Annotated in this window: 32 protein-coding genes; 1 reads left to right on the top strand and 31 read right to left on the bottom strand. The window is 39.8% G+C overall.

All coding sequences use genetic code 11. The features are described from left to right. Positions 1 to 22: 22 nt before the first annotated feature. The 23 genes from L3V42_RS10650 to L3V42_RS10540 all read right to left on the bottom strand — a co-directional run bounded on the left by L3V42_RS10650 (position 23) and on the right by L3V42_RS10540 (position 21511). Entirely contained in the window at positions 23 to 1456 is a 1434-nt protein-coding gene (locus tag L3V42_RS10650) for a murein hydrolase activator EnvC family protein (protein ID WP_235762585.1), read from the bottom strand. A gap of 48 nt (positions 1457 to 1504) precedes the next feature. Continuing rightward, on the bottom strand, positions 1505 to 2398 hold the full coding sequence (ftsX, locus tag L3V42_RS10645) for a permease-like cell division protein FtsX (protein ID WP_235762584.1): 894 nt from the start codon (positions 2396 to 2398) through the stop codon (positions 1505 to 1507). Continuing rightward, on the bottom strand, positions 2388 to 3074 hold the full coding sequence (gene ftsE, locus L3V42_RS10640; protein WP_235762583.1) for a cell division ATP-binding protein FtsE: 687 nt from the start codon (positions 3072 to 3074) through the stop codon (positions 2388 to 2390). The genes ftsX and ftsE overlap by 11 nt, the downstream gene beginning before the upstream one ends. A gap of 298 nt (positions 3075 to 3372) precedes the next feature. Then, positions 3373 to 3735: a cytochrome c551 gene (gene cccB / locus L3V42_RS10635; RefSeq protein ID WP_235762582.1), complete on the bottom strand. Its 363-nt coding sequence runs from the start codon at positions 3733 to 3735 to the stop codon at positions 3373 to 3375. 167 nt (positions 3736 to 3902) lie between these two features. Next, a protein-coding gene (prfB, locus tag L3V42_RS10630; protein WP_235762581.1) for a peptide chain release factor 2 occupies positions 3903 to 5004 on the bottom strand; the annotation gives its coding sequence in 2 pieces (ribosomal slippage) (positions 3903 to 4931 and positions 4933 to 5004; 1101 coding nt in all). A gap of 108 nt (positions 5005 to 5112) precedes the next feature. Then, on the bottom strand, positions 5113 to 7629 hold the full coding sequence (secA, locus tag L3V42_RS10625) for a preprotein translocase subunit SecA (protein WP_235762579.1): 2517 nt from the start codon (positions 7627 to 7629) through the stop codon (positions 5113 to 5115). A 171-nt stretch (positions 7630 to 7800) separates the two neighbouring features. Further along, a complete protein-coding gene (gene hpf / locus L3V42_RS10620) occupies positions 7801 to 8355 on the bottom strand; it encodes a ribosome hibernation-promoting factor, HPF/YfiA family (protein WP_235762578.1) in 555 nt (184 codons plus the stop codon). 413 nt (positions 8356 to 8768) lie between these two features. Then, positions 8769 to 9122, bottom strand: a complete 354-nt coding sequence (gene fliT / locus L3V42_RS10615; protein ID WP_238471963.1) for a flagellar protein FliT — start codon at positions 9120 to 9122, stop codon at positions 8769 to 8771. Then, a complete protein-coding gene (gene fliS / locus L3V42_RS10610) occupies positions 9122 to 9517 on the bottom strand; it encodes a flagellar export chaperone FliS (protein ID WP_235762576.1) in 396 nt (131 codons plus the stop codon). The genes fliT and fliS overlap by 1 nt, the downstream gene beginning before the upstream one ends. A 12-nt stretch (positions 9518 to 9529) precedes the next feature. Then, entirely contained in the window at positions 9530 to 11056 is a 1527-nt protein-coding gene (locus tag L3V42_RS10605; RefSeq protein WP_235762575.1) for a flagellar hook-associated protein 2, read from the bottom strand. Positions 11057 to 11068: 12 nt separating this feature from the next. Beyond that, positions 11069 to 11437 (bottom strand): flagellar protein FlaG, encoded by a 369-nt coding sequence (gene flaG / locus L3V42_RS10600; RefSeq protein ID WP_235762574.1) that lies wholly within the window; start codon positions 11435 to 11437, stop codon positions 11069 to 11071. Positions 11438 to 11512: 75 nt separating this feature from the next. Further along, complete coding sequence (gene csrA, locus L3V42_RS10595; protein ID WP_235762573.1) at positions 11513 to 11743, bottom strand: carbon storage regulator CsrA; 231 nt, start codon at positions 11741 to 11743, stop codon at positions 11513 to 11515. Next, positions 11737 to 12189 carry a flagellar assembly protein FliW gene (fliW, locus tag L3V42_RS10590; protein ID WP_235762572.1) on the bottom strand — a complete coding sequence of 151 codons (453 nt, stop codon included), beginning with the start codon at positions 12187 to 12189 and terminating at the stop codon, positions 11737 to 11739. Before fliW ends, csrA begins: the two co-directional genes overlap by 7 nt. 256 nt (positions 12190 to 12445) lie before the next feature. Continuing rightward, positions 12446 to 13336: a flagellar hook-associated protein FlgL gene (gene flgL / locus L3V42_RS10585; protein ID WP_235762571.1), complete on the bottom strand. Its 891-nt coding sequence runs from the start codon at positions 13334 to 13336 to the stop codon at positions 12446 to 12448. Positions 13337 to 13345: 9 nt separating this feature from the next. After that, a complete protein-coding gene (gene flgK / locus L3V42_RS10580) occupies positions 13346 to 14830 on the bottom strand; it encodes a flagellar hook-associated protein FlgK (protein ID WP_238471962.1) in 1485 nt (494 codons plus the stop codon). Positions 14831 to 14854: 24 nt separating this feature from the next. Continuing rightward, complete coding sequence (locus L3V42_RS10575) at positions 14855 to 15343, bottom strand: flagellar protein FlgN (RefSeq protein WP_238471961.1); 489 nt, start codon at positions 15341 to 15343, stop codon at positions 14855 to 14857. 45 nt (positions 15344 to 15388) lie between these two features. Then, entirely contained in the window at positions 15389 to 15649 is a 261-nt protein-coding gene (flgM, locus tag L3V42_RS10570; RefSeq protein ID WP_238471960.1) for a flagellar biosynthesis anti-sigma factor FlgM, read from the bottom strand. A 194-nt stretch (positions 15650 to 15843) separates the two neighbouring features. Next, positions 15844 to 16257: a TIGR03826 family flagellar region protein gene (locus L3V42_RS10565; protein WP_235762567.1), complete on the bottom strand. Its 414-nt coding sequence runs from the start codon at positions 16255 to 16257 to the stop codon at positions 15844 to 15846. 47 nt (positions 16258 to 16304) lie between these two features. Further along, a complete protein-coding gene (locus L3V42_RS10560) occupies positions 16305 to 16991 on the bottom strand; it encodes a ComF family protein (protein WP_235762565.1) in 687 nt (228 codons plus the stop codon). 1 nt (position 16992) lies between these two features. Next, the gene (locus L3V42_RS10555) at positions 16993 to 18402 is read right to left on the bottom strand and encodes an ATP-dependent helicase ComFA (protein ID WP_500797181.1); all 1410 of its coding nucleotides are present in this window, start codon (positions 18400 to 18402) and stop codon (positions 16993 to 16995) included. A 113-nt stretch (positions 18403 to 18515) separates the two neighbouring features. Continuing rightward, complete coding sequence (locus L3V42_RS10550; RefSeq protein WP_238471958.1) at positions 18516 to 19358, bottom strand: DegV family protein; 843 nt, start codon at positions 19356 to 19358, stop codon at positions 18516 to 18518. A 252-nt stretch (positions 19359 to 19610) separates the two neighbouring features. Then, entirely contained in the window at positions 19611 to 20306 is a 696-nt protein-coding gene (locus tag L3V42_RS10545) for a response regulator (protein WP_238471957.1), read from the bottom strand. A gap of 65 nt (positions 20307 to 20371) precedes the next feature. Further along, positions 20372 to 21511, bottom strand: a complete 1140-nt coding sequence (locus tag L3V42_RS10540) for a sensor histidine kinase (RefSeq protein ID WP_235762561.1) — start codon at positions 21509 to 21511, stop codon at positions 20372 to 20374. A 168-nt stretch (positions 21512 to 21679) separates the two neighbouring features. On the opposite strand from L3V42_RS10540, the gene L3V42_RS10535 reads away from it, so the two are divergent. Next, positions 21680 to 22327, top strand: coding sequence for a YigZ family protein (locus L3V42_RS10535; RefSeq protein ID WP_235762560.1), 648 nt, complete (start codon positions 21680 to 21682; stop codon positions 22325 to 22327). A gap of 44 nt (positions 22328 to 22371) precedes the next feature. Here L3V42_RS10535 and L3V42_RS10530 read toward each other — a convergent pair whose 3' ends face one another. The 8 genes from L3V42_RS10530 to L3V42_RS10495 form a co-directional block, all read right to left on the bottom strand. Beyond that, positions 22372 to 22527 (bottom strand): hypothetical protein, encoded by a 156-nt coding sequence (locus L3V42_RS10530; RefSeq protein WP_235762559.1) that lies wholly within the window; start codon positions 22525 to 22527, stop codon positions 22372 to 22374. Between the two features lie 517 nt (positions 22528 to 23044). After that, positions 23045 to 23533: a VanZ family protein gene (locus L3V42_RS10525; protein WP_238471956.1), complete on the bottom strand. Its 489-nt coding sequence runs from the start codon at positions 23531 to 23533 to the stop codon at positions 23045 to 23047. A gap of 124 nt (positions 23534 to 23657) precedes the next feature. Beyond that, entirely contained in the window at positions 23658 to 23990 is a 333-nt protein-coding gene (locus L3V42_RS10520; RefSeq protein WP_235762557.1) for a helix-turn-helix domain-containing protein, read from the bottom strand. A 61-nt stretch (positions 23991 to 24051) separates the two neighbouring features. Beyond that, a complete protein-coding gene (gene sinI, locus L3V42_RS10515; protein WP_235762556.1) occupies positions 24052 to 24186 on the bottom strand; it encodes a DNA-binding anti-repressor SinI in 135 nt (44 codons plus the stop codon). 197 nt (positions 24187 to 24383) lie between these two features. Further along, entirely contained in the window at positions 24384 to 25043 is a 660-nt protein-coding gene (locus L3V42_RS10510) for an LPxTATN C-terminal sorting signal domain (RefSeq protein ID WP_238471955.1), read from the bottom strand. Between the two features lie 33 nt (positions 25044 to 25076). After that, positions 25077 to 25649 carry a signal peptidase I SipW gene (gene sipW, locus L3V42_RS10505; RefSeq protein ID WP_238471977.1) on the bottom strand — a complete coding sequence of 191 codons (573 nt, stop codon included), beginning with the start codon at positions 25647 to 25649 and terminating at the stop codon, positions 25077 to 25079. Continuing rightward, positions 25633 to 26070 carry a hypothetical protein gene (locus L3V42_RS10500; protein ID WP_238471954.1) on the bottom strand — a complete coding sequence of 146 codons (438 nt, stop codon included), beginning with the start codon at positions 26068 to 26070 and terminating at the stop codon, positions 25633 to 25635. The genes sipW and L3V42_RS10500 overlap by 17 nt, the downstream gene beginning before the upstream one ends. A gap of 34 nt (positions 26071 to 26104) precedes the next feature. After that, positions 26105 to 26665, bottom strand: coding sequence for a TasA family protein (locus L3V42_RS10495; protein WP_238471953.1), 561 nt, complete (start codon positions 26663 to 26665; stop codon positions 26105 to 26107). Positions 26666 to 26725 lie beyond the last annotated feature (60 nt).

Raw genomic sequence — 26725 nt, 5'->3', positions numbered from 1 at the left:
CGATACCTTTTTCTTCTTTATATTATCTTAAATATGGCATTGGGTCTACTGGGTTACCGTATCCGCCAAGGTGAACTTCGAAATGGAGGTGTGGACCAGTCGAATTACCTGTGTTACCTGTTGCTCCAATCACTTGCCCCTGACTTACAGCCTGTCCAGCTGAAACATCCATTCTGCTTAAGTGCGCCATGACGGTTGTATAGTTTTTACCATTTATGTAGTGAGAAATCATGATGACATTTCCAAAACCGCCCATGGCACCTGCCGTACTTACTACTCCGTCCGCTGGAGCAAGAAGTGATGTCCCAGTTCCAACTCCAAAGTCAACTCCAGCATGCAAGCGAGGAATATTAAAGATAGGATGGTTTCTCATACCGAACCCTGAAGTGAGACGTCCATTTGCAGGGTGGATGAAAATTCCCCCTCCGGTATTTCCGGAATCAATTTTCGTCTCTGGTGCAGAAGCGACTTTATCTCGGTTATCATTATTATTGTTGTTATTATTGTTGTTATTATTGTTTGATTCCCGCTCTTGTCTTTCCTGTTCCATTTTACGACGCTCAGCTTCTTGGCGTTTTCTTTCCGCCTCTTCTCTTGCCAATTGCTCTAATTCTCCTACCTTCTGCTCAGCAAGAGCAATTGCTTGAGATTTTGCTTTTTCCTCAGCAGCAAGAATCGTCTGTTCTTCTTCAATCGTTAACTTAATCTCTTCCAAATGTTCATGTTCTTCTTCAAGCTTAGCCATAAGCGTTTCTCTTTCGGCTTTTTGATTATCCAGTTGATCTTTTAAAGCGAGAAGTTCTGTCTTTTGACTTTCCAGTTCTTCTTTCTTCGCTACGACTGTTTCTTTCTTTTCTTCCACTTCTTGTTTGTGCTCTGCAAGCAGTTGTTTATCAGCAGCTTGTTCTTCCATAATCTGCTTATCTTGATCCATGATTGTATTTACCGCTGACGTGCGGCTAATAAGATCTACAAAGTTTTTAGAACCGAAGATGACCTGAATCAGCTTGATTTGTCCACCGTTCTGTTGAATAGCACGAAGACGTTCTTTTAATAATTCGTCACGTTTTTCAATCTTATCTTCTAAAACCTCAATCTCGTTCGTAAGTGTTCCAATCTGCTCGGTTAAATCATCGATCTCATCATTCGTAGTTTTTATCTCGTTCTCTTTAGTAGCAATTTCATTCTGTGTTGTCGCAAGTTCATCTTCTATACCCAAAATCTCATTTTCTACTGTTTCCTGTTCACTTAAATTTTCATTGATTTTCGATTCTGTGTCCTGTTTATCCTTACTCAGGTTATTCTTATCCTCGGATATTTTAGATTTTTCTTCTTCATGTTGGTTGATCTGTTCTTTCAAGTCATCGATTGACTCTGCAGAAACCGGAGTTCCTGCTGGAACTGCAGTTGCTAGTAAGAGTGTAGCGGCTATACTCGATAGGATCGATTTCTTCAATTCGTATTCTCCCTTCATCATAATGCGTTCTTATCTTCTAGTTGTCTCTTAAACTTTCAGGAACTTACGTACGCTCATGACACTTCCCCAAACACCGATCGCTGCTCCAATTAGCAGAATACCTAGCGATAAGTACCAAGCAAATGGATTAAATTCCAATATCTCTACGAAACTAATATTAATTTGACTTGCAAGGTTTTCGGCTATGTAATGATATCCGAATAACACAACTGCAATTGGAATAATCGAACCTAGTACACCAAGCAATAATCCTTCCACAAAAAATGGCCAACGAATGAACCCATTGGTAGCACCAACAAGCTTTTGAATGGAGATTTCCGTGCTTCTCGCTATGATGGTGATTTTAATCGTATTGGAAATGAGGAATACTGCGGTGAGTACCAATGCAGCAATCAACACAAGCCCGATGATTCTTGCGTAGTTATTAAACTCAAACAATTTATCTACAATATCCTGACCAAACGTTACGTTATAGATATGATCAAATTCCATTATTTCTTCGGCAATTCTTTCTGTCTCCTGCGGGGTTTCCGCTTTGACGACGTAAGCATGGTTTAACGGATTATCTTGTTCAAATAACTCCCAAGCCCTTCCTTCTTCTCCTAAACTATTAGTCAAACTTTCTAGTTCTTCGTCATTAGAAGAAAAGTAGACGTTTTCGACACCTTCTATCTGTCTAAGTTGGTCTCCCAAGGCAATAACATCATCTTCTTCTGTTGTTAAATCAACAAGCACTTTAATTTCAACATCTGATTCAATATTTTTCGCAAATTCATTAAGGTTAAGGACGATTGCGAGGAATACACCGACGAGGATCAATGTTGTCGTTACGGCTCCTATGGAAGCAATAGTCATCCAACCATTCCGGAAAATGTTCTTCGTTCCCTCTCTCAGATGGCGTGTAAATGTTCTAAACTTCATAGCCGTATTCACCTCGTTGTTCATCTCTCACAATTACCCCGTCTTCAATCGCGATGACTCGGTTTTTAATCGTGTTTACAATTTCCTTACTGTGGGTAGCCATAATTATAGTAGTTCCTTTATCATTAATTTCTTCAAATGTCTTCATTATCCCCCAAGACGTCTCAGGGTCCAGATTTCCAGTTGGTTCATCCGCAATGACAATACGCGGGCGGTTGACTATGGCGCGTGCAATTGACACACGTTGCTGCTCTCCGCCGGAAAGCTCTGCAGGAAGAAAACGGGCTTTATTCTTTAAACCGACTTCTTCTAATACTTCCATAACTCTCGTTCGTATCCCTTTTGGTGTTTCTTCAATTACTTCAAGCGCATATGCAACATTTTCATAGACTGTTAATCTTGGCAAAAGCTTGAAGTCTTGGAAAACAACGCCAATTTCTCTTCTTAAATATGGGACTTTTCTTTCTTTCATCTTGCTTAACTCGATATCATTGATAACAATATTCCCTTTTGTCGGCTTCTCTTCCCGGTATATAAGTTTAATAAAAGTGGATTTCCCAGCTCCACTGTGGCCTACAATATATACAAATTCACCTTGTTTAATATCAACATTAATTCCGTTTAGAGCTGTGACTCCATTCGGATACGTTTTATGCACATCTTCCATTAAAATCATATATGTATCACCTTTTATTTATTTCAAATTATTTTTGTTTATTTATCAGACTTAACCATTTACTAGATTCCTTAGCTATTATAACATCATTAAGCGCACTTTTTAGACATAAAATTATTACATTTATGTTTCAAGAATACCGTTCATGTAATGTTAGAGGGATATTTAGGATGTTTTGTCGAACAAGCGGCATGCCACCTGAGATTGAGTGATGTTACGGAGGCGTAATAATAGGATTAGACAAAATAAAAGTTCGACTCACAAAATGCAAGTCGAACTTTTTTCATTTCGTTCGTTATTATTGTTCTTCCAACCAAGTCACTAATGCGTCAAGGTCGTCACCAGAAACATCTTGTGGAGGCATAGAACCTGTCCCATTCTGAACAATATCTGCAATTTCATCGCTGGAGAATTTACTTCCTACGTCTGTTAATGCAGGGCCTGCTCCACCGGAGAGATCTGCCCCGTGACACATTGCACAGTTGTTTTGGTAAATCTCTTCACCACTCGCAGTGTCAACAGCATCTCCATTGTCAGCTGGTTCTTCTGTGTCTGTGTCGCCGTTGTCTGCTGGCTCTTCTGTACTTGTATCATCTCCGCCGCCACAAGCTCCAAGAACTAAGACTGCTCCAAATAGAACCGCTAGTAACCATTTCTTCATGCATAAATCCCCCATTCGAATTGTGTAATAAGTACATCAATACTATTATATCCTATTGATTATTTTTTAAAACCTATTTAGAAGAGAGTCTGTGAACAAAATCCAACATTTTCCTAGTCTTACCACCATTTGGAGGCAGTTTCGCTTATTTTAGAATAATTTTCCGTTCATTGTATTTGAGAACGTAAATACGCATCGATAAACAAATCAATTTCTCCATCCATTACTGCTTGTGTATTTCCTACCTCCACATTTGTCCGGTGGTCTTTTACCATCGAATAAGGATGGAAAACATAAGAGCGGATCTGACTTCCCCAACCGATTTCTTTCTGTTCACCGCGAAGTGCAGCAAGTTCTTGCTCTTGCTTCTCTACCTCAAGCTGGTATAACTTGGATTTCAACATTTTCATCGCTGACTCCCTGTTTTTAATCTGAGAACGCTGATTTTGACAAGTTACAACAATATTTGTTGGTAGGTGGGTAAGACGAACAGCTGAGTCCGTTTTATTAACGTGCTGCCCACCTGCACCACTTGCCCGGTACGTGTCAACTTTGATATCCTCATCCCGCACTTCAATCTCGACATCATCATCCATTTCCGGCGTCACGTCGCAGGAAACAAAGGATGTATGGCGCCGACCAGAAGAATCGAAAGGTGAGATCCGCACTAAGCGGTGAACTCCTTTTTCCGTTTTCAAATACCCGTAGGCATTATGCCCTTTTATGAGCAACGTGACGCTTTTCACACCTGCTTCATCTCCCGGGAGATAATCGAGGGTTTCGACTGTAAAGCCTTTATTTTCAGCCCAGCGTTGGTACAGCCTTAATAGCAAGCTCGCCCAGTCTTGAGACTCGGTTCCTCCTGCACCAGGATGCAGTTCAAGGATTGCATTTTTCGAGTCATATGGTTCACTTAATAACATTTCCAGTTCAAAGTCATTAATCTTCTCCATATATGTTTCCAACTGTTCATTCAGATCTTGAAATAACTCCTCGTCCGCTTCCTCTTTCACCAGTTCATAGGAAACTTCGAGATCCTCCAGTGTCGATTCCATTTTTTCAAATGATTCCACTCGGTATTTTAAGCCATTCGTTTCGTCAATCACTTTTTGTGCGGCTTTTTGATCATCCCAAAATGTTGGATCTGTCATTTGCTGCTCTAATTCGGTAATACGTGCACGCTTGTCATCTAAGTCAAAGAGACCCCCTGAAAGCTTCAACACGTGAAGTTATTTTATCCAATTCATTTCTGATTTCTGCTAAATCCATGATACATCACCTCATAATAAATATATTTTATTTTACAGTTTCCTATGCAATAAAAAAGGAAAAGAACGAGGTCGGAATCACCCTGTTCCCTACCTCGTCTGAATTCGTTTAGTTTTTACCGTGACAGTTTTTATATTTCTTGCCGCTTCCGCATGGACATGGGTCGTTCCTGCCGACACGGTTTTCTTTAACAATTGGCTTACGAACCTTTTTCTTGCCGTCTTGTCCGCCTCTGGCTGCGGTCGTATTTTTCACAACTTCTTCCCGTTGTAAATTCTCACGGATTTGTGCTTTCATAATGAATCTTGCTACTTCATCTTCAATGGACTGAACCATCTGCTCAAACATCTGGAATCCTTCCATTTGGTATTCCCGGAGCGGATCTGTCTGCCCGTATGCACGCAGGTGAATTCCTTGACGGAGCTGATCCATTTGGTCAATGTGATCCATCCATTTCGAATCAACCGCACGAAGCACAATGACTTTCTCAAACTCTTGGAACTGGTCCGGTTCCAATTCTTCCCGTTTCGCATCATAAGCTTGCTCAATTTTTTCTAAGATGAGTTCTTTCATTTCTTCCGGTTCTTTACCTTTTAAGTCATCTGCCTTAATCGCATCAGGACTTAATACATTCGCATGGAGATGCTCAATGATCGCATCGATATTCCATAAATCCTCATCTTCATCTTGAGTGTGAGAGTCGATGACCCTATCGACCGAAGAGCGGATCATGTTCATGATGATTTCCGTTAAGCCGTCTTCCGCGTCAATTACTTCAAAGCGCTGTTTATAAATGATTTCTCGTTGTTCACGAAGAACGTCATCATAGGAAAGAATTGTTTTACGTGCGTCGAAGTTATTTCCTTCTACCCTTTTCTGTGCAGATTCTACCGCACGAGATACCATTTTACTTTCAAGCGGCTGATCCTCATCCATTCCAAATCGGTCCATCATCGCACGGAGATTGTCTGAACCGAAACGGCGCATTAGCTCATCTTCCATGGAAAGATAAAATTGCGTTACACCTGGGTCACCCTGACGTCCAGAACGCCCTCGAAGCTGGTTGTCGATCCGTCTGGATTCATGACGCTCTGTCCCAATAACAGCTAGACCACCAAGCTCAAGAACACCTTCTCCAAGCTTGATATCTGTACCACGCCCTGCCATGTTCGTTGCAATCGTGACAGATCCTTTTTCTCCTGCGGTTTCAATAATTTCCGCTTCCCGGTAGTGGTTCTTCGCGTTTAGTACTTCATGACGAACTCCTGCTTTTTTAAGCATTTTTGAAATTAATTCTGATGTTTCAACAGCTACTGTACCAACAAGGACAGGCTGACCTGCTTGATTTCGTTCTTTGATTTCTTCAACGACCGCACGGAATTTTGCTTCCATTGATTTATAAATCAAATCGGAGCGATCATCCCGAATAATCGGCTTATTCGTCGGTATAACGATGACATCCATATTATAAATATTACGGAACTCTTCCTCTTCCGTCTTTGCAGTACCTGTCATCCCGGATAGCTTGTTGTACATCCGGAAATAGTTTTGGAAGGTGATGGATGCAAGGGTCATACTTTCATTTTGAATTTGCAAACCTTCTTTCGCTTCAATCGCTTGATGCAGTCCATCACTATAGCGACGGCCTTTCATTTTACGACCGGTAAATTGGTCGATGATGACGACCTGTCCTTCTTCAACCATATAATCATCATCACGATGCATCGCTACATGAGCTTTCATTGCTTGGTTAATATGATGAGTTAAAGAAACATTGTCCAAGTCAAACAAGTTTTCGATATTGAAAAATCGTTCTGCTTTATTAATTCCTTCTTCTGTAAGCTGGACACCCTTCGTTTTTTCATCATAAGTATAGTCTGTTTCTCTATTCAAGGTCGTTACAAAACTGTTCGCCTGTGTGTAAAGTGATGCAGACTTTTTAGCTGCTCCTGAGATAATTAATGGGGTTCTTGCTTCATCAATCAATATCGAGTCGACCTCATCAATAATAGCGTAGTTAAGTGGTCTCTGTACCATCTGATTTTTATAAAGCACCATATTATCCCGTAAGTAATCGAAACCGAACTCGTTGTTCGTTCCATACGTAATATCACATTGGTAAGCTTCACGCTTTTGTTCTTTCGTCAGACTGTTTAAGTTAAGCCCGACTGTAAGACCAAGGAAATCATACAGCTCTCCCATTTCCTTCGCATCACGTTCCGCTAAATACTCGTTAACGGTAATAATATGAATGCCGTTTCCTGTCAGCGCATTTAAATATGCCGGCATGGTGGAAGCTAATGTTTTCCCTTCACCTGTTTTCATCTCTGCAATATTTCCGCCATGCAGGGCGATTGCTCCCATAATCTGAGACCTGAATGGGCGCATGCCGAGCACTCGTCTCGATGCTTCCCGAACTACCGCATAAGCTTCCTCCAATAGATCGTCTAATATTTCACCGTTTTCCAATCGTCCTTTGAATTCTTCTGTTTTATTTTTTAGTTCATTGTCTGAAAGTTTTTCCATCTCTGGTTCTAAAGCATCTATTTCATCTGTTCTCTTTTCAATTCGTTTAACTTGGCGCTTGTTTCCATCGCCAAAAATCTTTGTCAACAATCCTGCCATATATTATACGCTCCTCAATATAATCAATACCATATCACTATAATCATAACACTATATGTCAAAGCCTGACAACAAACAAAGGCGAAACAACCTAGTAAAGACACTAAAAGGATTGGCAAATTAAAAGGACGATTCTTCTGGGAAGAATCGTCCTTGCTAATATCCTATTTCTTAAATAGTTGGTTCAATTAGACCGTATTTACCGTCTTTTCGGCGATACACCACGCTTGTCTCACCTGACTCCACATTGTTAAATACAAAGAAGGTGTGGCCAAGCATGTCCATCTGAAGAATAGCTTCCTCAGAATCCATCGGTTTCAAGTCAAATCGCTTTGTACGCACGATTTCAAAATCATCAGATGTATCTTCTTGATTATTCGCAATTTCTTTTTCCATTTCCGCAAATACATGTTTAGGTGAACCATTTTGACGGGATTTACGATTAATTTTTGTTTTATATTTGCGAACCTGTCTCTCTAGTTTGTCTACTACTAAATCGGTCGCTGCGTATAAATCATCATGTCGTACTTCCCCACGCAATAGGAGGTTGGTCATTGGAATTGTTACTTCGATGCGCTGCTCATCATTATAGACACTTAAATTTACATGAACATCACTTGTTGGAGTAGAATCGAAATAGCGCTCGAGCTTGCTGATTTTCTTTTCCACATATTCTCTGATAGCATCTGTAACCTCAATATTTTCCCCACGAATGTTAAATTTCATAAAAGTGTCCTCCTTTAATTCTTTATATATATAGTATACTATGTTTCCCGCTATATTTCCTCTCAAACGTTAATCTTCTGTAAAGGCTTTCAGCGGAGTGCGCCAATAAAGGTTGATGCAGCAGCGTTTAAGCTAGCAACATTTTTTTATTAATTTTTACAATTTCTTCACTTTAAATTCATATTTTGCTAGATTCTGCTTTTAGTTAATAATTTAATGAATTTCATAATACGTATTTAATGCTTCACCATCACCATATGTAGTTGAGTTGGTTCGTTCCCAACTACATATGGTGATGGAAAAGCCGACTTTGGTAATTATGAAATTCAGTCAATTTACAACAATATTGGATAACGACAAAAAGTGCCATAACTTTTCCGAATACAGGTTGAAGTTATGGCACTTTCTATTCCTTAATTTTTACGGTCTAAAAAAGTACCGTCCGAGGTGGAAACATTTTTATACGGATTTGTGTAAGATTGCTGTGATTTTTTTTGCTGCTTCATTTGCTTCATTTCTGTTTTCAAATCTGTAAAGAGCATTTCCATTTTCATTTGGATTTTCGGGTTCAATTGAGCAATCTCATTACCAAGTTTCATTTCATCCTCTGAATATGGTGGAGATAGTTGTTCCATGCATTTCCCCCGTTCTTCAATCAGTCCATTTAGCTGTTGGATAACGTCATCCCGATTCTTTGATGTTACCGGTTGTTCAAGTAACATTATCAATTTTTTAGTCAGTTCATAGACTTTTTCCAGTGCCTCCATTAGACAGTTGGTCTCTCTGAATACTGCCGTTTCCGGTGCTGAAGAAGGACTTGTTTCCAAGTATCCCTGAATTCAGTTACAAGTTCAAGGACACCTTCCAACTTTTCACGACTATTATCAATATTTGCAGCTGTTAGTTCCGTAAGCATAAATTCATAAAGTGGCTGAAATTGCTTAGAAATCTCCACTTTCGAGTCTAACGTAATTAATAATTCACGGACGATATTCTGTGCTTTTTGGATATTTTTATTCTTTGCTTCAAAGTCCTTTGCATCCACATCTTTCATTGCCTGCTTTACAAATTTGATGCAGCCATTATAAAGCATAAGTGTCAATTCGCCGCCAGATGCGGTGTTCACTGAATTATTTTGATAAGTTTGATAGGCTTTATTCATGTTTCATACTCCTTATTGAGGCATATTACCGCCGAAATTCATTAACATGGCTGATTGGTTGTTCATCATGGAAATTGCCCGCTCCATTGCTGTGAACTGGCGCCAGTATCTATCCTCTACTTGCACTAAGCGATCTTCAAATGCTTTAATTCGTTTTTCCATCGCTTCTAGTTCGCGTCCCATTGTATACATCTGATTCGTGAAGGAACCTTTTCCTGCTCGTTGCTCAATTCGGCCAATTGTCGTCTCAAGCGAATCTTCCAATCGATTTAATAGCCCACGGTCTGAACCTTCCGAACTATTGAATAGCAAATTTTGGACAGAACTTACATCTTCCTCCAGCTTCTCACGTAATTGAACTTCATCGATTTCGAGCATTCCGCCATCCAAATAATCTTCCGTAGTCGTAATTCCAATCTCGGCCATCAACCGAAATGCCCCGTCATTATCAACCGTGGTTGACCAGGTCGAACGAAGACTCGTTAATGCAGAAGGGATAATGGATTCTCTGCGCAATAGTCCACTTCTCGCTTTTTCTTCCCAAAGTTCAATTTGTTTATCAGACATTTCTTCCATTTGTTGTTCTGTTAACGGTGGGAAGTCACGATAAATCGGTTCTTGCTGGGTACCGTTTAATGTCATAATCAGTTCATTATATTTATCGACGAATTCGGTGATATTTTCCACTGCTTTATCAACATCATTCGTAACTGTAAGTGTTGCGTTGATTAGCCCGCCACTTTCATCTTTTCCAGTAACATCGTGGAACGTGAATGTCATCCCGTTTAAGGTGTAGCGGTTGTCTTTTGACTCTAATTGAACAGCATCATTATAATGAAATATTGCATTTTCTCCGCCTTGTTCTTGATTATGTTTCATACCAAAAGTCTCAGTAAAAAAACTGCTTTCACCACTTTTGAATCCTATTTCGGCTCCGTCAAATTCACCGGTCGTGTTATATTCACCAGTACGTTTCGTCTCCATGACAAACTGCCCCTCAGCTTCATCATAAAAAGCACGAATGTTTTTATCTGCAGCTTGGATCTTTTTTATAACTGAATCGATTGTATCGCCCTGTTCAATTTCAAATGAACGTTTTTGCATCCCTGCTTCCAACCCTTTATCAGGATCAGCTTCTCCATAGGTGTAAAAACTTACTGTTTCACCATTATTATTGGAAATGAAATTCTCAATTTTTTCTTTTGAGGCCTTGCCCGTATTAATCGCATTAGTAGCAAGCTTCTCCACAGCAATCTTAAAAGTACCATTTCCCGCTGCGGCAGATCCAGTCGCTGTCACTGCGCCTTCCATAGAGGATGTAACCTTCTTCGGATTAATCGTATTACTGTTTAACCGCATATCTGTGATCAGTCGCTCCAGCTCTGATATCTGTTTATTAATATCACGGAAAGCATCACGCTGCCATTCCATTTTCGTCCGTTGCTGTTCGAGTTTATCCAATGGAATCCGTTCTGCGTTCATTAAGTCTCTTATCATGGAATCTGTATCTATTCCACTGGCCAAGCCACCTATACGCATATTTTCACTTCCTTATATTTTTTCATCGACTAGTAATCCCATGAATTCTGCCATTGCGGCATACATATCAAGAATTTTCTTTGGTGGGATTTCCTTGATTACCTCATCTGTCGCTTGGTCAATAACACTCACATAATATTTATCGAGCTTATCATGTAATTCGAATTTCAAATTGCGGCGAGAAGGCTCAAGAAACTGATTCAGATTATCAACCGCTTCTTCTACCGCTTCACGCTGTGCTTTCCCGTATTTTTCAATTTTTACATTTGTAGTGTTTTTTTGTTGGTGTTCTTTTGTAGCGGATCGATCAACTTTTATATCTTGTTGAAGTTGCATATTGCTCTGAATGATTGTCTGAGATCCGACCACTTTTATCGTCATCCCCACTCATCCCCCTCATCGTTACCTACTAATAGTATCGGCATATTCCGGATAGTTTGAAGGGAAATTATCAAATTACTTATCTAATGTATTATCGTTCATCAAATCAAGTAAATCGAGTGATAGATTAGCTGCCGCATTATTTTGTTCTTTAATATCCAAATAAATTTCTTTACGGTGAATATCCACGGATTTCGGAGCTGCTATCCCCAACTTCACTTGATCTCCTTCCACCCCAAGCACTTTGATTTCAATATCGTCTCCAATTTGGATGGCTTCATTTTTCTTCCTCGTTAACACTAACATGACGCGTCCCTCTTTTCGTCTGGGGCAATCGGCGCGCGGGAAGTATACTTGTGTTCGTTCAAAATATACTGTTTACCGATTAATCGCTTCGTATTGATAATTACAGGGGCACGCAGATTCATCGTGCTTTGGGTGAATGGTTTATTTAACGTCACAATTGAATAAACCGCGACATCTTCTTTATCCGTAATTTGTAATACCTCGAGAAAATCTTGTTCCAGCTTCAGTTCATAGGCTTGGTAAAATAAATATGGATTGGTGATTACGAAAGCGAGACTGCTAGTTTTTGTTGATTGTAACAATTGAAATGCTGTATTATTCGGCAATTCCAAGATGATGAATTCTGTTTCTTCAGGAAAACCAGGCAGACCATTTGGAAATCGAATCAGCTTCTTTTCGTCGATTTCCACATTGCCTAAATATTTAGTATGAAGTTTCATCGTCATAATACCTCTCTTTTTACAGTTTTTATTGACTAATAAATTTACAGGATTTATTTTACGAAAAAAACCCTAAGTCCTTTAAAAGGGCTAAGGGCTCTCTGTTTTTATATCGCAGTGTAACCGGACGCGCGACTCCCACTTCAAGAAATAAAAGATACTTCTTATTTCTGAGCGGGAGATCCAACAGCCGATAACGACCCGATTCGTTCAACTAACCTTCAGTCGAAGATAAAAGACCTCCCGCTAAGGTAAATTTCACTTATCTAAGAAAATCGAGCAGGCTTGGTTGAATCATTCGCGAACCACTGGAGAGTGCTGCACGGTGGATGCTCTCTTGCGTCATCAAATTGGTAATTGCCTCCGCATAGTTCACATCTTCATTAGCAGATAAAGATCCAGTTGCGATGATTTCTTGCTGTTCCAAGCGGTTCTCTACCAAATCTAACCGGTTCACTCGCGCACCAAGATCAGCCCTAGCATTGATTACATTATCAATAATTCCGTCGATAGCAGCAATGCTTTGGTCGATTTCCCCGTCCGCATTCCCTGTATTCAAGCTTGTAATGAACGAGTCGATTACCGCAAACATATCTGTTTCTCCGTCTGTAAATGCCTTATTCCCGTCGACATTTGCAGCTAAAGTCACACCTGCTGCGACTTCAATTTCGACTGAGCTCTCATTAAAGTCGGATATCACTTCACCGTCTACCATCTCAACAGGAGCTTCATTTGTTCGCGTACCATTGAAAATATATTTGTCATTTACTTTTGTATTCGCTACATCTATTAGGTCAAGTTTAATTTGTTCGGCTTCTTCTGCGATATTTTTCAGCTCTGCTTCACCATATGTGCCATTGCTTGCCTGGACAGCAAGATAACGCAGACGCTGCAGACCGCTATTTGTCTGATCCAAGGCGGCATCTGTATTGTCATACCAGTTCTGCACCTCGCCAGTATTCCGCTGGTATTGTTCGATTCGGTGCAATTCCGTACGGTAGCCGATTCCTTTCATTGCTGCTACCGGGTCTTCCGATGGACGGCTGAACTTCTTGCCTGTATTCAATTGGTTGAAATACTTATCCACCTCAGCATAACTTTTATTTAAATTTGTCAATAGATTATTTGAAATCATACTTTGTGTGACGCGCATGTATATGACCTACCTTCCTACAAGCCCCATATTATTAATAATGCGGTCCAATAATTCGTCTGTCGCAGTCATCGACCTTGCGGCTGCATTGTACGCATGCTGGAACTTGATCATATTCGTCATTTCCTCATCCAGCGAAACAGAACGGATGGATTGACGACTGCCTTCCAACTGGCTAAGTAACACAGTTGTATTACGCTGCATTCTTTCAGCATCCTCGACTTGAACAGCTAAAGATCCAGTTAATTGCGCGTATGCTTCTTTAATTCCCGCCTCATCAAAAACTTTCGCAAGCTCCAAAGCATTCTTCCCGTCGCCTTCACCTTCAAGCGCGGCAGTAATCCATTCCGGGTTATCAATTATCTCCTGATTCACCACCATATTCCCGTTATCATCGATGACAAAGAAATCAACCGGCTCCACTGTTTCGTCAAGGGGAACTCCTTCATGATGAACCACATTAAAAGCTTCAATGAAATTATTTCGCAAATCTGTTAAGTCTTTAAGACCTTTCAGGAAATCCCCTTCATTTTCCCCACTACCGTAAGCATCGATAAGGGATTTTAATGTTCCTTCTCTGCCAGTCTCCAAGCTAAGCGGGGATCCGTCAAGATCAAGCTGGATTCCACTAATATAAGAAAACCCTTCACGAACTGATTCGGCAAGTGAAATTGACTGATACGTTAAATTCTCTCCGCCAACAAGCTTGTAACCGTTCTTTGTATTTCCGTCTGCATCGGTATATTCTTCTGTCTTCACTTCAATTACAGCTAACCCTTGTGCAGCGTCACCAACATGGTCACCTGACTTCCCATAGCTTACATCAATCGGGATGATCCGTGATAACTCGTCAATAAGCAAGTCGCGTTGATCATATAAATCGTTTGGAATATAGCCCGCTATTTCAAGTGCTTTAATCTCTGTATTCAATTCATTAACCTGCTCTGAAATACGATTTACATTTTCGACAGAATGATTCATTTCCGTTTTTAAATCATTCCGAATCTGTGTTAAGGACTGGTTAAGATAATTAAACGTGTCGCTAAGCGCAATTCCACGATGGACAACAACAGAACGGGCGCCCCCATTCGTCGGATTTACCGCGAGATCTTGGAGCCCACTCCAAAACTGGTCCATCGCTTCAGACAATCCTGTATCATCCAAGTCATTCAGCACATTCTCCATGCGGCCAAGTGCTTCTGCGCGTTTTTCCCAATAGCCTGCTAAACTATTCTCACCGCGGAACTGATGATCAATAAAGTGGTCACGTATCCGCTGAATCGAACCAGCTTTCACACCTGTTCCAATTTGACCGGGCATGCCAGATCTATTTCTTGAAGCGCTCGGCATTGCCAGGTCAGCTTCAAAATTCACTCGTTGCCTCGAATAACCTTCTGTATTTGCGTTTGCAATATTATGACCAGTTGTATATAAAGCAGATTGCTGGGCAAATAATGCTTGTTTTGCCATTTCCAATCCGTGAAATGTACTCATTTGCTGTTACTCCTTTAATTTAAATTATGCCTTTGAGTCGAATATGGATCGATTTGGCTGTTCCGTACTTGGCTTATCCGTATTCGAGTAATTCATATTTTTAAGGGACGGACTCATTAAATCGAGCGACATATGCACAAATTGCATGGATTGATTAATAAGCGCGAGATTCAGTTTTTCTTGGGCTTTCAGTTCCGTAATAACTTTCGTTAGTCCAATCGCTACTTCTTCCAGCTCACGTTTGTCCGTTTCATTTATCATTTGTTCCAATATGAACGTAATTGTCGGGTTTGGTTCGGTCATCCCTTCTGCTTCAACCCAGTTATTTACAAGTCGAGTACGGATTTTCTCCGCCTTTTCAATCTTTCGTACAAGCTGTCGTTCATTGACTAGGGTTTGTTGCAGGTTATCGATATTTCCAGCTTTAATCCATTCCGTTTTTTCTACGGATATATCTAAAAGCTCCCGATGCAAATTTGTTAATTCCGTTAATGCTAGTCTCAATTCATTCATGGACTACATGGTCCTCCTTTGAATGGGGTTACCTCCCAGTTAAACTTACTTCGTCCAAAAATCGAGCATTTTTTGTGCGGTAACTTCATGATTCATTTTGTATTCTCCATTTTCTATCTGTTTCTTAATCTCCTGAACCTTCTCCGCGCGCTTATTGTTCGGCTGATCTTTTTCTTGAAGTTTTAGAGCTTCTTTGGAAATTTGCAGTTCATCCGAACGCTTTGCAGCCTTTTTCATTTCTGTCTGTTTTTGAAGCTGCTGTTTATAAGGATTGAAATTCAGTTGATTGGATCGATTGATTTTCATTCCTATGCCTCCTCCCATCTATTCATCTATCTATAACGAACAGTCGTTTTTAACTAATCCTATACTTAATATCGGCATATCATTAAAATTATGAAGGATTATTTACTTTTTAGCAGTCACAAAGTATAATTCCTTTCTTACTGCATAAGTGCAACTAAGGTTGTCACCCACAAGCTTGGTGACAACCAAGTTTTCTAATCTTGATTAAAGGAAAAATAAATGTTCTCTCGTTCTCTTTCTTCTCTTTCCTGTTTCATTCGTTCCTCTTCTTCCAGTACAGCCAAATCATTCTTCAATTCCTTTTGGCAATTCTCACAAAGCTTACCAGCCGTTATACCATTACCACACCTCTCACAAGGATAAGCAAGGTTGGGGAAATCTGTTGGCTGCAACCGTCTTTCTTTCACAAATTTAATAATCAATTCTTCTTCTACGCCCGTTTCTTCCACAATTTCTAGAATCGTTGCTTCCCTATTCTTCTTTTCACGAAGAAATTGAGAAACTGTTTGGAATGCTTCTTCCTCTTTTTTAAAACAATCCTGACAAATATCACGAATCGTTTTTACATATACTGTACCACAGTGGGAACAGTTTGCTAATTCTCCCATGGAAAATTCTCCTCTTCCTTTATTCTTCTTTTATTATAACAAAATTTCTACCCGCGAATTAGTGTTAAGGCATAAACACTTGGGCAGCCGTGTTCCTTTAATCGCCCAGCAGCATGCCGTAATGTTGTTCCGGTTGTATATATATCATCGACTAATAGAACGGGAGTGTTAATCTTTTCGATAAGAGAAAATGGATTTTTTGCCGTGATTCGTTCTCTTCGGTTTCTCTTCGACTGCTTTTCACTGTCTATTCGGATAAAAGCTGTCTTTGTTTCGAGCGGCAAAAAATGAGCAAGCATTTCCGCTTGATTAAATCCCCGCTCATCCATTCTCTTTTCACTTAAAGGAATCGGAACGGCAATTAATTCCTTCTTTTTCTTTCCGAACTTCTTACTGAAAGCTGCCCGTATATACGGGCGGAATAATTCCCCCAAAACGTAATCACCACGATACTTCCATTTTGCAATGATTTCCTGCATGAATAGGTTGTATGGAAAGATAGAATAATTAAATAGTAACGGATCATCTTGCATCTGTTTCTCCCAGCGGATGCAATCAAAACAAATCTTCTCTTCTGACTCTCTGCTGCATTTTGTACAACGGCTTGGGGTTTCATAAAGAAAAATCAGATTGGAAACACAGGAATCACATAGTTCATAAGGGTTCATTAAGTTTAAGAAATTTTTCCAGCCGATATGTCTGCTGCGTTCCTCCTCACACCATAAACAATTCATATTAAAAGCCTCCCCGCTTATTCATTTGCTTGATTACATAAATTGCAGCAAGCATCGCCTCTGTTTTTCCGTCATGAAAAAATAGGACTTCCCCTGTCGGATCATTCGAATTTCTTCCTGCCCGGCCAGCAATTTGAACGAGAGCTGATTCATCAAACACATCATGTCCAGCATCGAGGATTGCAACATCAACAGACGGAAAAGTTACTCCCCGTTCAAGGATTGTCGTCGTTAAGATAACTTTTAATGTTTTTTCGCGAAAAGACACGACTTTCCTTTCCCTGTCAGGGTCTGAGGCATGGACGGAACCGAGTTGATTAGGATGATGAATCAGCTTGTGCTTGAGCATTAAATTCGTTAATGGAGTTTTTAATTGACCAGCCCGTTCTACTGTCGGAACGAAGACTAGAAGCTGCCTTTTGGGATTTTGTCGGTTAAGAAGCCAGTAAAGGAGCGGATTAGAAGATTGCAATTTCGGGAGTTCTTTGTTTAGGGAATGCCACATTTTTAATTTAGGAACGGGCAGGGGATGACCGTGATAGCGAACAGGTACAAAAACATGTGTTAATTTACCACGGCGGATCTCAGCTTTCAAGTCTTCTCTAGGAGTCGCAGTTAGGTAAATTGTTGTACAATTTCGTTTGGCAGATCGTTTCTGGGCAAAGGGCAATGCTGGATCGGCATGAAAAGGAAAAGCATCGACTTCATCGATTATCATGACGTCAAAAGCTTTTTCATATCGGAGAAGTTGATGTGTTGTCGCGATGATAAGCTGTGCTTGTTTATGCTTATCTTTACTGCCGCCGTACAATGCTTGGATTGGAATATGCCGGAACGCTTCTTCCAGCCGGGGCTTTAGTTCCCGCACCACGTCTGCCCTGGGAGTAGCCAAACAAATGCGCATTCCCTCTTCAAGAGCTTTGGAGATTCCAGGGAAAAGCATTTCTGTTTTTCCTGCTCCGCAAACTGCCCAAGTCAGGATTTCTTTCTCTCTATTTGTAATTGCTTCTTTTATTCTTAGCGCTGCTTTTTCCTGGGCTCGGGTTAGTGTTCCTTCCCACGAGCAAGGATTTTTTTGTTTTGACCAAACTGCTGACGGGCCATTCCAATAATATAAGACATCACATTCCATCAGCCTTCCCATATCCATACAGTTTCTGCAATAAAAATGGGCTTTATTACATTTTTGACAGGGAATCTCAGCGAATTTCCGGGGAGTCTCATTGCCACAACGCATACACCGGGTACGAAGAAATGATTTGGTAAGAGCGGGCTTTGTTTTTAGAAGATTTCGAGAGAGGAGGAAGCGAGTCAGCTTGCGATCAATAGGGAGTTCTTCAAGTCGGAGCAGTTTACCATCTAAAGTAGAGGCTAATTCGGCGAGATCACGTTTTAATTTTTCTTGAATCAAAAGAATCTTCCTTTCTAAATAATATTAAATTTCAGTATATAATATCTCTTTTTAAAAAACAACAAAAAACAGCCTAATCCCTAAAGATAATAGACTGTTTCATGACAAGTTGCTTATTTCTCGTACCAGCCAACTCCAACGGCTTTTTCGCCGAGATGGGTGCCGATAACCGGTCCGAAATAGGAGATGGAAGTTTCGATATTTGGAAACTTTTGATTGAAATCTCTTTCCAGGGCTCGTGCAGATTCTTCGTCATTCGCATGGATGAAGCAAACCTTCAAATCCTTCCCTTTTTCTGCTTCACTTTCAAGCATTCCAATAATGCGGTTAATTGCTTTTTTCCGTGTGCGGATTTTTTCAAATGGAACGATTAATTTATCGACAAAATGGAGCACCGGTTTTACTTGCAGTAAGCTTCCAATGATTGCCTGGGCGTTTGATAGTCTTCCACCCCGAGTTAAATTCGTTAAATCATCCACCATAAAATATGCACGCATCGATTGCTTCATCTCATCCAGGCGTGCAATAATTTCTTCGGGTGTTTTATTTTCCTTACTAAGCTTCACAGCTTCATAGACATAGAAGGCTTGGACAAAGCAACTCGCTTCTGAATCATAAGCATATACATCTATACCTTCCACCATCTCACCTGCACTTAAAACAGTTTGCAATGTCCCACTGATCCCACTGGATAAATGGACGGAAATTACTGCATCGAAATCTTCGGCAAGTTGCTCTAGTTTCTCTGTGGCGTACCCAATAGATGGCTGGGATGTAGTTGGCAGTTCTTTATAATTCTTCAATTTCTCATAAAATTCTTCGGTTGTAATATCAATTTCCTCACGGTATGATGTATCATCAAACACGACGCTTAATGGCACCATATGAATGTTTAGCTCTTCACGGATTTTTTCCGGTATATAAGCTGTACTATCCGTCATGACAGCAATTTTCATCGTAACCTTCTCCTTATTCCATTTATTATTCAATTTCTGCAATCTGAAGCGGGTGGCTATTCCCTCTTCTATAACTCCATCTAAAAAATAACCGAAAGCAATTACAGATTCTGTTCATTTTAAAAAAAGCTTATTTACTATATTCCCGTATGTATGACCTATATTCTACATGAAAACCGGAAAAAATTCATTATTCATCAACTATTGTTTAACCAAACAAAGAGCCCCCGTTTTACCGGGGGCTCTTTAAGCTTACAATACTTCTACCCAACCTTTTTTAATCGCGGTTACGACGGCTTGGGTTCGGTCGTTAACATTCATTTTTTGTAAAATATTACTCACATGGTTCTTTACTGTCTTCTCACTTATATACAAGGTTTCTGCTACTGCGCGGTTGCTTTTACCGTCTGCAAGCAGCTGGAGCACCTGACATTCACGCTTCGTAAGCAAATGGAGTGGTTTATGATACTCAACGACCCTTTCACCTGCATCTGATGCAACGCTTTCCGTAGCAAGACGGCGGTACTCTTTCACTAGATTATGGGTAACTTTAGGGTGGAGGTAAGATCCGCCTTCACTGACGACACGGATTGCTTCGATTAAAGAATCGGAATCCATTTCCTTTAAAAGATACCCCGCGGCACCAGTTTTTAAAGCATGGGTAACATAAGCTTCATCATCATGGATCGATAAGATGATGACTTTCGTTTCCGGGAAGTAGCGAACTAAATCGCCTGTAGCTTCAATTCCATTAATATTGGGCATGTTGATGTCCATCAAGACAACATCTGGATTATTTTCCTTAACAAGCTTTGCTGCTTCAGTCCCGTCATCGCCCTCGGCAACGACTTCAAAGGATGATTCAAAATCTAGAATCCGCTTCACACCTTCGCGAAATAACTTATGGTCATCGATTAGTACAATTTTAATTACTTTGTCATTTGTCATCTGGACTTCCTCCCAAAAATCATTTAATTATCGATTTGTTTCTATTTGTGTAAAGTTCGGTTGTCTTATTCAGCTGCATCAGGAACGCGAATGATGACCGTCGTGCCTGCATTTGGTTCTGAACTGATGTCAATTTCACCGCTCAACATCTCCACTCTTTCCTTCATGCCGATAAGACCAAAAGAATTCTCTTTTTTTATATTTATATCGAATCCTTTTCCATTATCTTTAATAATCATGATGATACTTTTTTTCTGAATTTGTAATTTCACTTGAATAAGTGTCGGCTTGGCATGTTTAATTGCATTTTGAACCGATTCTTGCATTAACCGGAATAAAGCCACCTCATATTTATCATTTAACCGCTTTTCTTCCCCAATCAAGACAAAGTCAATATCGATTTGATGAAAATCAATGAGATTTGCAATATATTTCCGGATTGTTGGAATTAGTCCTAAATCATCAAGTGCCATCGGCCGTAGATCATAAATTATTTTTCTTACTTCATAGAGTGATGAACGGATCATTTTTCGTACACTTTGAAGCTCATTTACCGCTGCTTGAGCGGAACCTTCATTCAATACCCGCTCAATAATCTCAGAACGGAGGAGGATATTTGCAAGCATCTGAGCTGGTCCGTCATGTATCTCACGTGATAATCTTCTACGTTCTTCTTCCTGGGCTTCAATGATTTTCAGACCAAATGCCTGCTTTTCCTTGGCCGTTTCAATCATCTCATTAACCTGGTAGAGATCTTGTTCAAGATACTGTTCAACAACTGAGATTTTGCTTGTAATTCCTTCTGCTTTATTAATTGTATCATATAGATTAAGGAGTCTGCGCTCGATATCGTCGCGTTTTTTTCTTAGATCTGCTTCTTTGTCCCTGTACAGCGTCATCTGAGCTTGTAACCAGTGGGTTTCTTCATATGCTTGATGGATATCTTCTTCTGTAAAACGTACGAAATCTTTACTTACCTCCGCTAATCGTCTACGCGAGGCCCGCACGTTTAATTCCAAGCGGTCCCCCTCTTCTATGTACGTTATTACAAGTCTTTTTGTTTCCTCCAGTTCTGTTTTTAGGGTATCATATTCGTGACGAGCTTGTTCACTTATGTTGAAAATTTCATTCTTGCTACTCTTAACTACACGAATCATTTCATCGATGACCTGATCAATTGCTTTTTCACCGATATTGATCGACATCGTTACCACCACCCTATGTGTTATAATATACGCGATGCATTTCTATTTTCATGGGGTCTATTCCCTAGTTCCCTGTTTTCGGAACCTTTTACCTATTATTATCTACCGTTATGTAGTACACCATACAGGGATACTCGTGACTCAAGTATGATTGTAAGGAGTGATTCAATGCTATCACATTATTATACCGTAAAACAAGAAGGACAGGACGAAATAATCATACAGAAATCCCGTTTTATCGGTTACGTCCGGCGTGTCGAATCAGAAGAAGCAGCCCAAAGCTTCATACAGGAAATAAAGAAGAAACATTATGATGCCACCCATAACTGTTCATGTTATATGATTGGCGAAAATAATGAAATTCAGAAAGCAAATGATGATGGCGAGCCGAGTGGGACTGCCGGAGTACCCATGCTGGAAGTATTGAAAAAGCAAAATCTGAAGGATACTGCAGTAGTAGTGACCCGTTACTTTGGCGGGATTAAGTTAGGTGCAGGAGGTCTGATTCGTGCGTACGGAAATACGACAAGCCAGGCGATTAAAACGACCGGGATTGTAAAACGTGTTCTGATGCAAGGTGTTTCCGTCACAGTCGAGTATGGCATGCTTGGTAAACTGGAAAACGTTCTAAGACAATCTGACCATATACTGGAGACGATTAATTATCTGGAAAATGTAGAATTTATCGTTTATGTTGAAGTTGGGGAAAAAGATAATTTCATAGATTGGATGGTTGATTTAACGAGCGACCAGGCTGCTATCCACCTTACCGATCAAAAATATCTAGAAATTGAAGTAGAAAACACGACCGATTAAATATTCACAAAAAAAGCTGCATTCTTCATTAGAATGCAGCTTTTTTACTTGACTAAAGTGTGTTGTGATTTCACACCAATATTCGTTGTGAGTTCATTTATTAATGTGCGGATTAATTCTTCGGACGTTTGAATTTTTTCATTTTCAGTTGCATCGATCACTTTTCTTAACATGTTCTTGTATCGTTCTTGCTCACCCATAACTCTATTCCCGCCTTTTCATTGCAATTGATTCTAGTATTTTTGAAGTTCAGCCTCGTGATGCATTGTCAGTGTAAGCTTTCTCTAGAGGTCAGTGAATCAATGTTATAGCTTACGTTACGAACTTCATATTTTTTCTATCTTTTCATATAGGACATTATACAACTAAATTCATAGAGTTTCATCTTTTTTCGCGAAAATTTTTAAGGATTTTTAGGGAAAGCTTATAGTGTGTGTTCAAAAAGGAGGATAAAAAGGACCGAGGTCGGCTAAATAAGCAACGTCCTGTTGCAACGCCGACACTAGCACATCCTGTGCGTCGAAATTCGAGGCGGCGAAGCTCACGGCACCGGAATGTACGTTAGTAGGTACATGAGAAGCGGAAAAGCGAGCCAACGAGCTTCCACAGGAAGTGGTGAGTTCTACGTTGTCCACAGGACGTGGACGGACTTAGTAGAACCTCCCATTCACGAAGTGTCATTTTTACCGAACTTTTTGAACAACCTCTTATATAATACTATTTGGACCAGTTGATTTTACGAATAATAATCAAGAGAACTACAGCAATTAAACTACCCATACTATCAAGGAAAACATCCCCCATGTATGCGGTACGATTTGGGGTAAAGCCTTGATGAATTTCATCCATAATAGCATATGCAGCTGTCAGCAAAAAGGAAAATAATACTTGGTTTTGAAAGCGCATCTCTGTTGTCTTGTCGAAAGCGAGCTTGAACAGAAGTGTAAGGATGAAAAAGACGAATACATGCGCACCTTTTCGAATAAAGAACTCAACAATCCCTTCCACACCGTGGGTTTCGATACTTACAATGGATTCGTTATATGTAAAGCGCACCTCATCTGCCAAAGGCTCCAAAAACTCCAAGTTAACAGATTCGCCTAGAAATGGCTTCATGTCTTGCTGTTCATACGGTGTAGCAGAAGAATAGAAAATAATCCCCATCCATAAAATAGGAAACAACCAATACAAATATTTTTTATCCAATCTGGAAACGCTCCGATCCCTTCATTATTCGTTTATATTTTCATATGCAGTAAAAAAACCATAGTATAAGATGATACCATGGTTTGCAGGTTGTCCATTAAGAACGTAGAACAAGATAAAATCTCTAATCCAACTCTTGTTCTTTTCTCCATTTATTAAATTCAAGATATTCCTTAAATTGTTTTTTGGATACTCCTGACTCCATTGCTTCTAACACAATCTCAAGCCATTCCCTGTCCAGATCCTCAATATCAACTTCATCACCATCATAGAGAAGTTCATTTATCGAAACACCTAAAGCTTCACTAACTTTCTCAATAAATTGAATGGATGGGTTTGTTTGCTTGTTTCGCTCAATCGAGCTCAAATATGATTTGGCTACCCCTGCTTTTTCTGCTAATTCTGATATAGACATCTTTTGTTCTGTTCTGAATGTTTTAATACGTTCACCAAGCAAACCCACTCACCTACTTTCAATGGAATTATATCATATAATAGGTGAGGCTTCTATCCTTTGTTTATTGTTTTAATAATTTCTTTTGCTCTTCAAGGAAAAAACGCACCTCTTCCGTCTTCAACCCTATTCCTTTTGCCTGTAAAATTAATAAGACCCACTCCATATCCACCTCTACCGCTCTTTCCGTTTTTTCCACTTTGCCGCCCCCTGTATAAATCCATCCCTTTTTTAAATGCTCCATCGCTTACCCGGTAACTAGGACAGATGAACTGTAAACGCTTGACCATTTACTAAGTCTATTATACTACATCATTGATTGAATAAATTGACTTCCTTTGTCGACTTTCCTTATTTGTGATACGGAAAGGCAGTGAAAAAATGTTGCAACTTGTTTCATCGTTGCAACCGTTTTTTTCTTTTGTTCGAGTAACCAATAATGCCTCCAATAAAAAGCAGAAATAAACCAATTAACAGGTAGGTAAATAAGTGAGTTGCGGTTCGTGGTAAAGGGAATCCGACTCCTTTACCATTACTGAATTGTGGCTTACCTTCCCCTTTCAGGGTAGCAGCACCCACACTTTCCTCTATAATCGCCTTTGCAGTAAACTCCAGATGGAATGCTGCGTTCAAACCTTGATATTCGTTTCCAAGCTCTTGGGGAAACTCTAAACCGAATTCAATGGTTTCTTCTGTATGGGATTTCAACGGCCGCTCGACTATTCCTTCGTAATCTTTTAGTTTCCCATAAAAGATAACTTCATCCAAATACATTACTCGCAATAATAATGCATCATATAAAGTTGGATCACCAGCATTATGCAGTTCCATCGTATAGGTGATGTCTTGATTATGAATATTTTTGATGGCAAGTGTTCGGTAAGCGGCATCCCCTGGTTTCATATTTTCCAGTTGAAACAATACTTCATCTGGGTATCGTTCAATGGATACTTCTTTCGTAGCCGTATTCCCACTAACCGGATTTACCTCAAAGGTCCAAAAACATAAAGTCAGCAGGAAAACGACAGGAACATGAATAAAAAGTCGTCGCTTCATAAACTTCTTCCTACCTTCCGAAACATTTGCCGTTTATTTTACTTCCGCTTGTTCATTCTCTTTCTTCATATCTAATCTCCGGATTACCAGTGTAATCGTAATAAATGAATACCCAACCATTAAGATGCCAGGAAGAATTAAAAATGCTAGCGCACCATTTGGAGACTGGGCAAAGGAAGCGATATAGCCAATATAGGGAATGGTGAACCCTTCGTAGCTTGCGATAACATTGGCAGCAAGAACCGGGTCTCGGTCCTGACCGTTATTATTATCTCCTTTTGTTATATACAGCGCGCCATCTGCAGATTGCTTCACGTCGATGATGCGGTGCGTAATACGTTTATCGTTCGTTTCCAAAAAAGTAATAACATCACCGACCTTAAGATTGTTTTTCTCTTGGTCTCGAAGTGTCTTAACAGCAATAACAGAACCAGTTTGAATTTCCGGCTCCATGGAACCAGATAGCACTGTTTTCAGCTGGTATCCGGCAACCTCTGGCGCACCGCCCTGCATTTTCGTCATCATGACTAATCCAGCTACGGTTACTAATAATACGATGAGTATCGTGGAAACGACGTGATTTAACCATTTAAATACTGTCTTCATTTTCACTTGCTCCTTCCTCCTCTTCTTCAGTTTCTTCTGGGGTAACGGACTCTTCGTTTTTCACTTCTTCTTCAGAATGTTGCTCTTTATCTTCTATTGTTTCTTCTTGTTCCTCCTCTTTCTCTCCCTCATCAGACTCCGTTTCTTCTATTGGGTTATCTGTCTCTTCATTTGGAGGTTCCTCTGTTACTTTCTCAGTTTGCTGCTCTTCTTCCATATTTTTTTCTTCATCGGCTTCCGCATCGATTTCTTCGTTTTCTGCATGGATGCTACTGATGACTTTATAATTCTCTGTGAAAACAGCACCGGTTGGCGCATTCATATAAGTTAAAGTGAATAACAGTAAATATGAGATTAGAATGAGCTTACTAATAAAGAAAAATAGGCGATAGGTATCTCTGAATTTTCTTAAGCGGGTCAATCTCACTTCCTTCTCCACCTTTTATTGGATTTCTTTAATCATCAGTCTGGATCGCTTCAAAAGTCCAAAGCAGATCTATTTTATTACCTTGGAATTCATTCTGCTTTTCCTTTGTTTTTTTAAATTCGAATTCAACATAAACTTGGACTGTCGAGGAATTGACAGCTATATTTTCCTTTAAGATTACTGGGGTTTTACTTAATTTTTCTAAAGACATTGGTTTCTTAAGAATATTTTTATTGTCCACTTCAATTCTTTTCAAGATGATTTGGTTAGCAAAGCCATTATTTTTCTTATTTCCTTCACGATTGTAGGTTGTATGTTTGGAGTGAAGGCTAATATCCCTCATATCAAGTGTCCCGTTATTTTTCATGCTGAAACTGTGACTGAATGTATCTCCCGGTTTTTTATTCTTAAATTCAAATAAAACACCCTCATTATTTACGTTGCCAATGTCCAAATCCATATAGCCGGATAGTATTTGATTTTCCGTATCTGTTGCATCACTGAAATATGCGATGGTTCCCCCGCTTATCAGTGCCATTCCAATTAAACCGGTCATGATCCCTATGATGAGATTCTTCTTTATATCCAAGAAATCCCCCCTAAATTGAGTGATGTAAAATCTTGACATTGAAGTGTTCATTATGTAGAA

It is taken from the genome of Oceanobacillus alkalisoli (assembly GCF_022213125.1).
Lineage (GTDB): Bacteria > Bacillota > Bacilli > Bacillales > Amphibacillaceae > Oceanobacillus > Oceanobacillus alkalisoli.
This window is presented reverse-complemented; position numbering and strand designations above follow the sequence as displayed.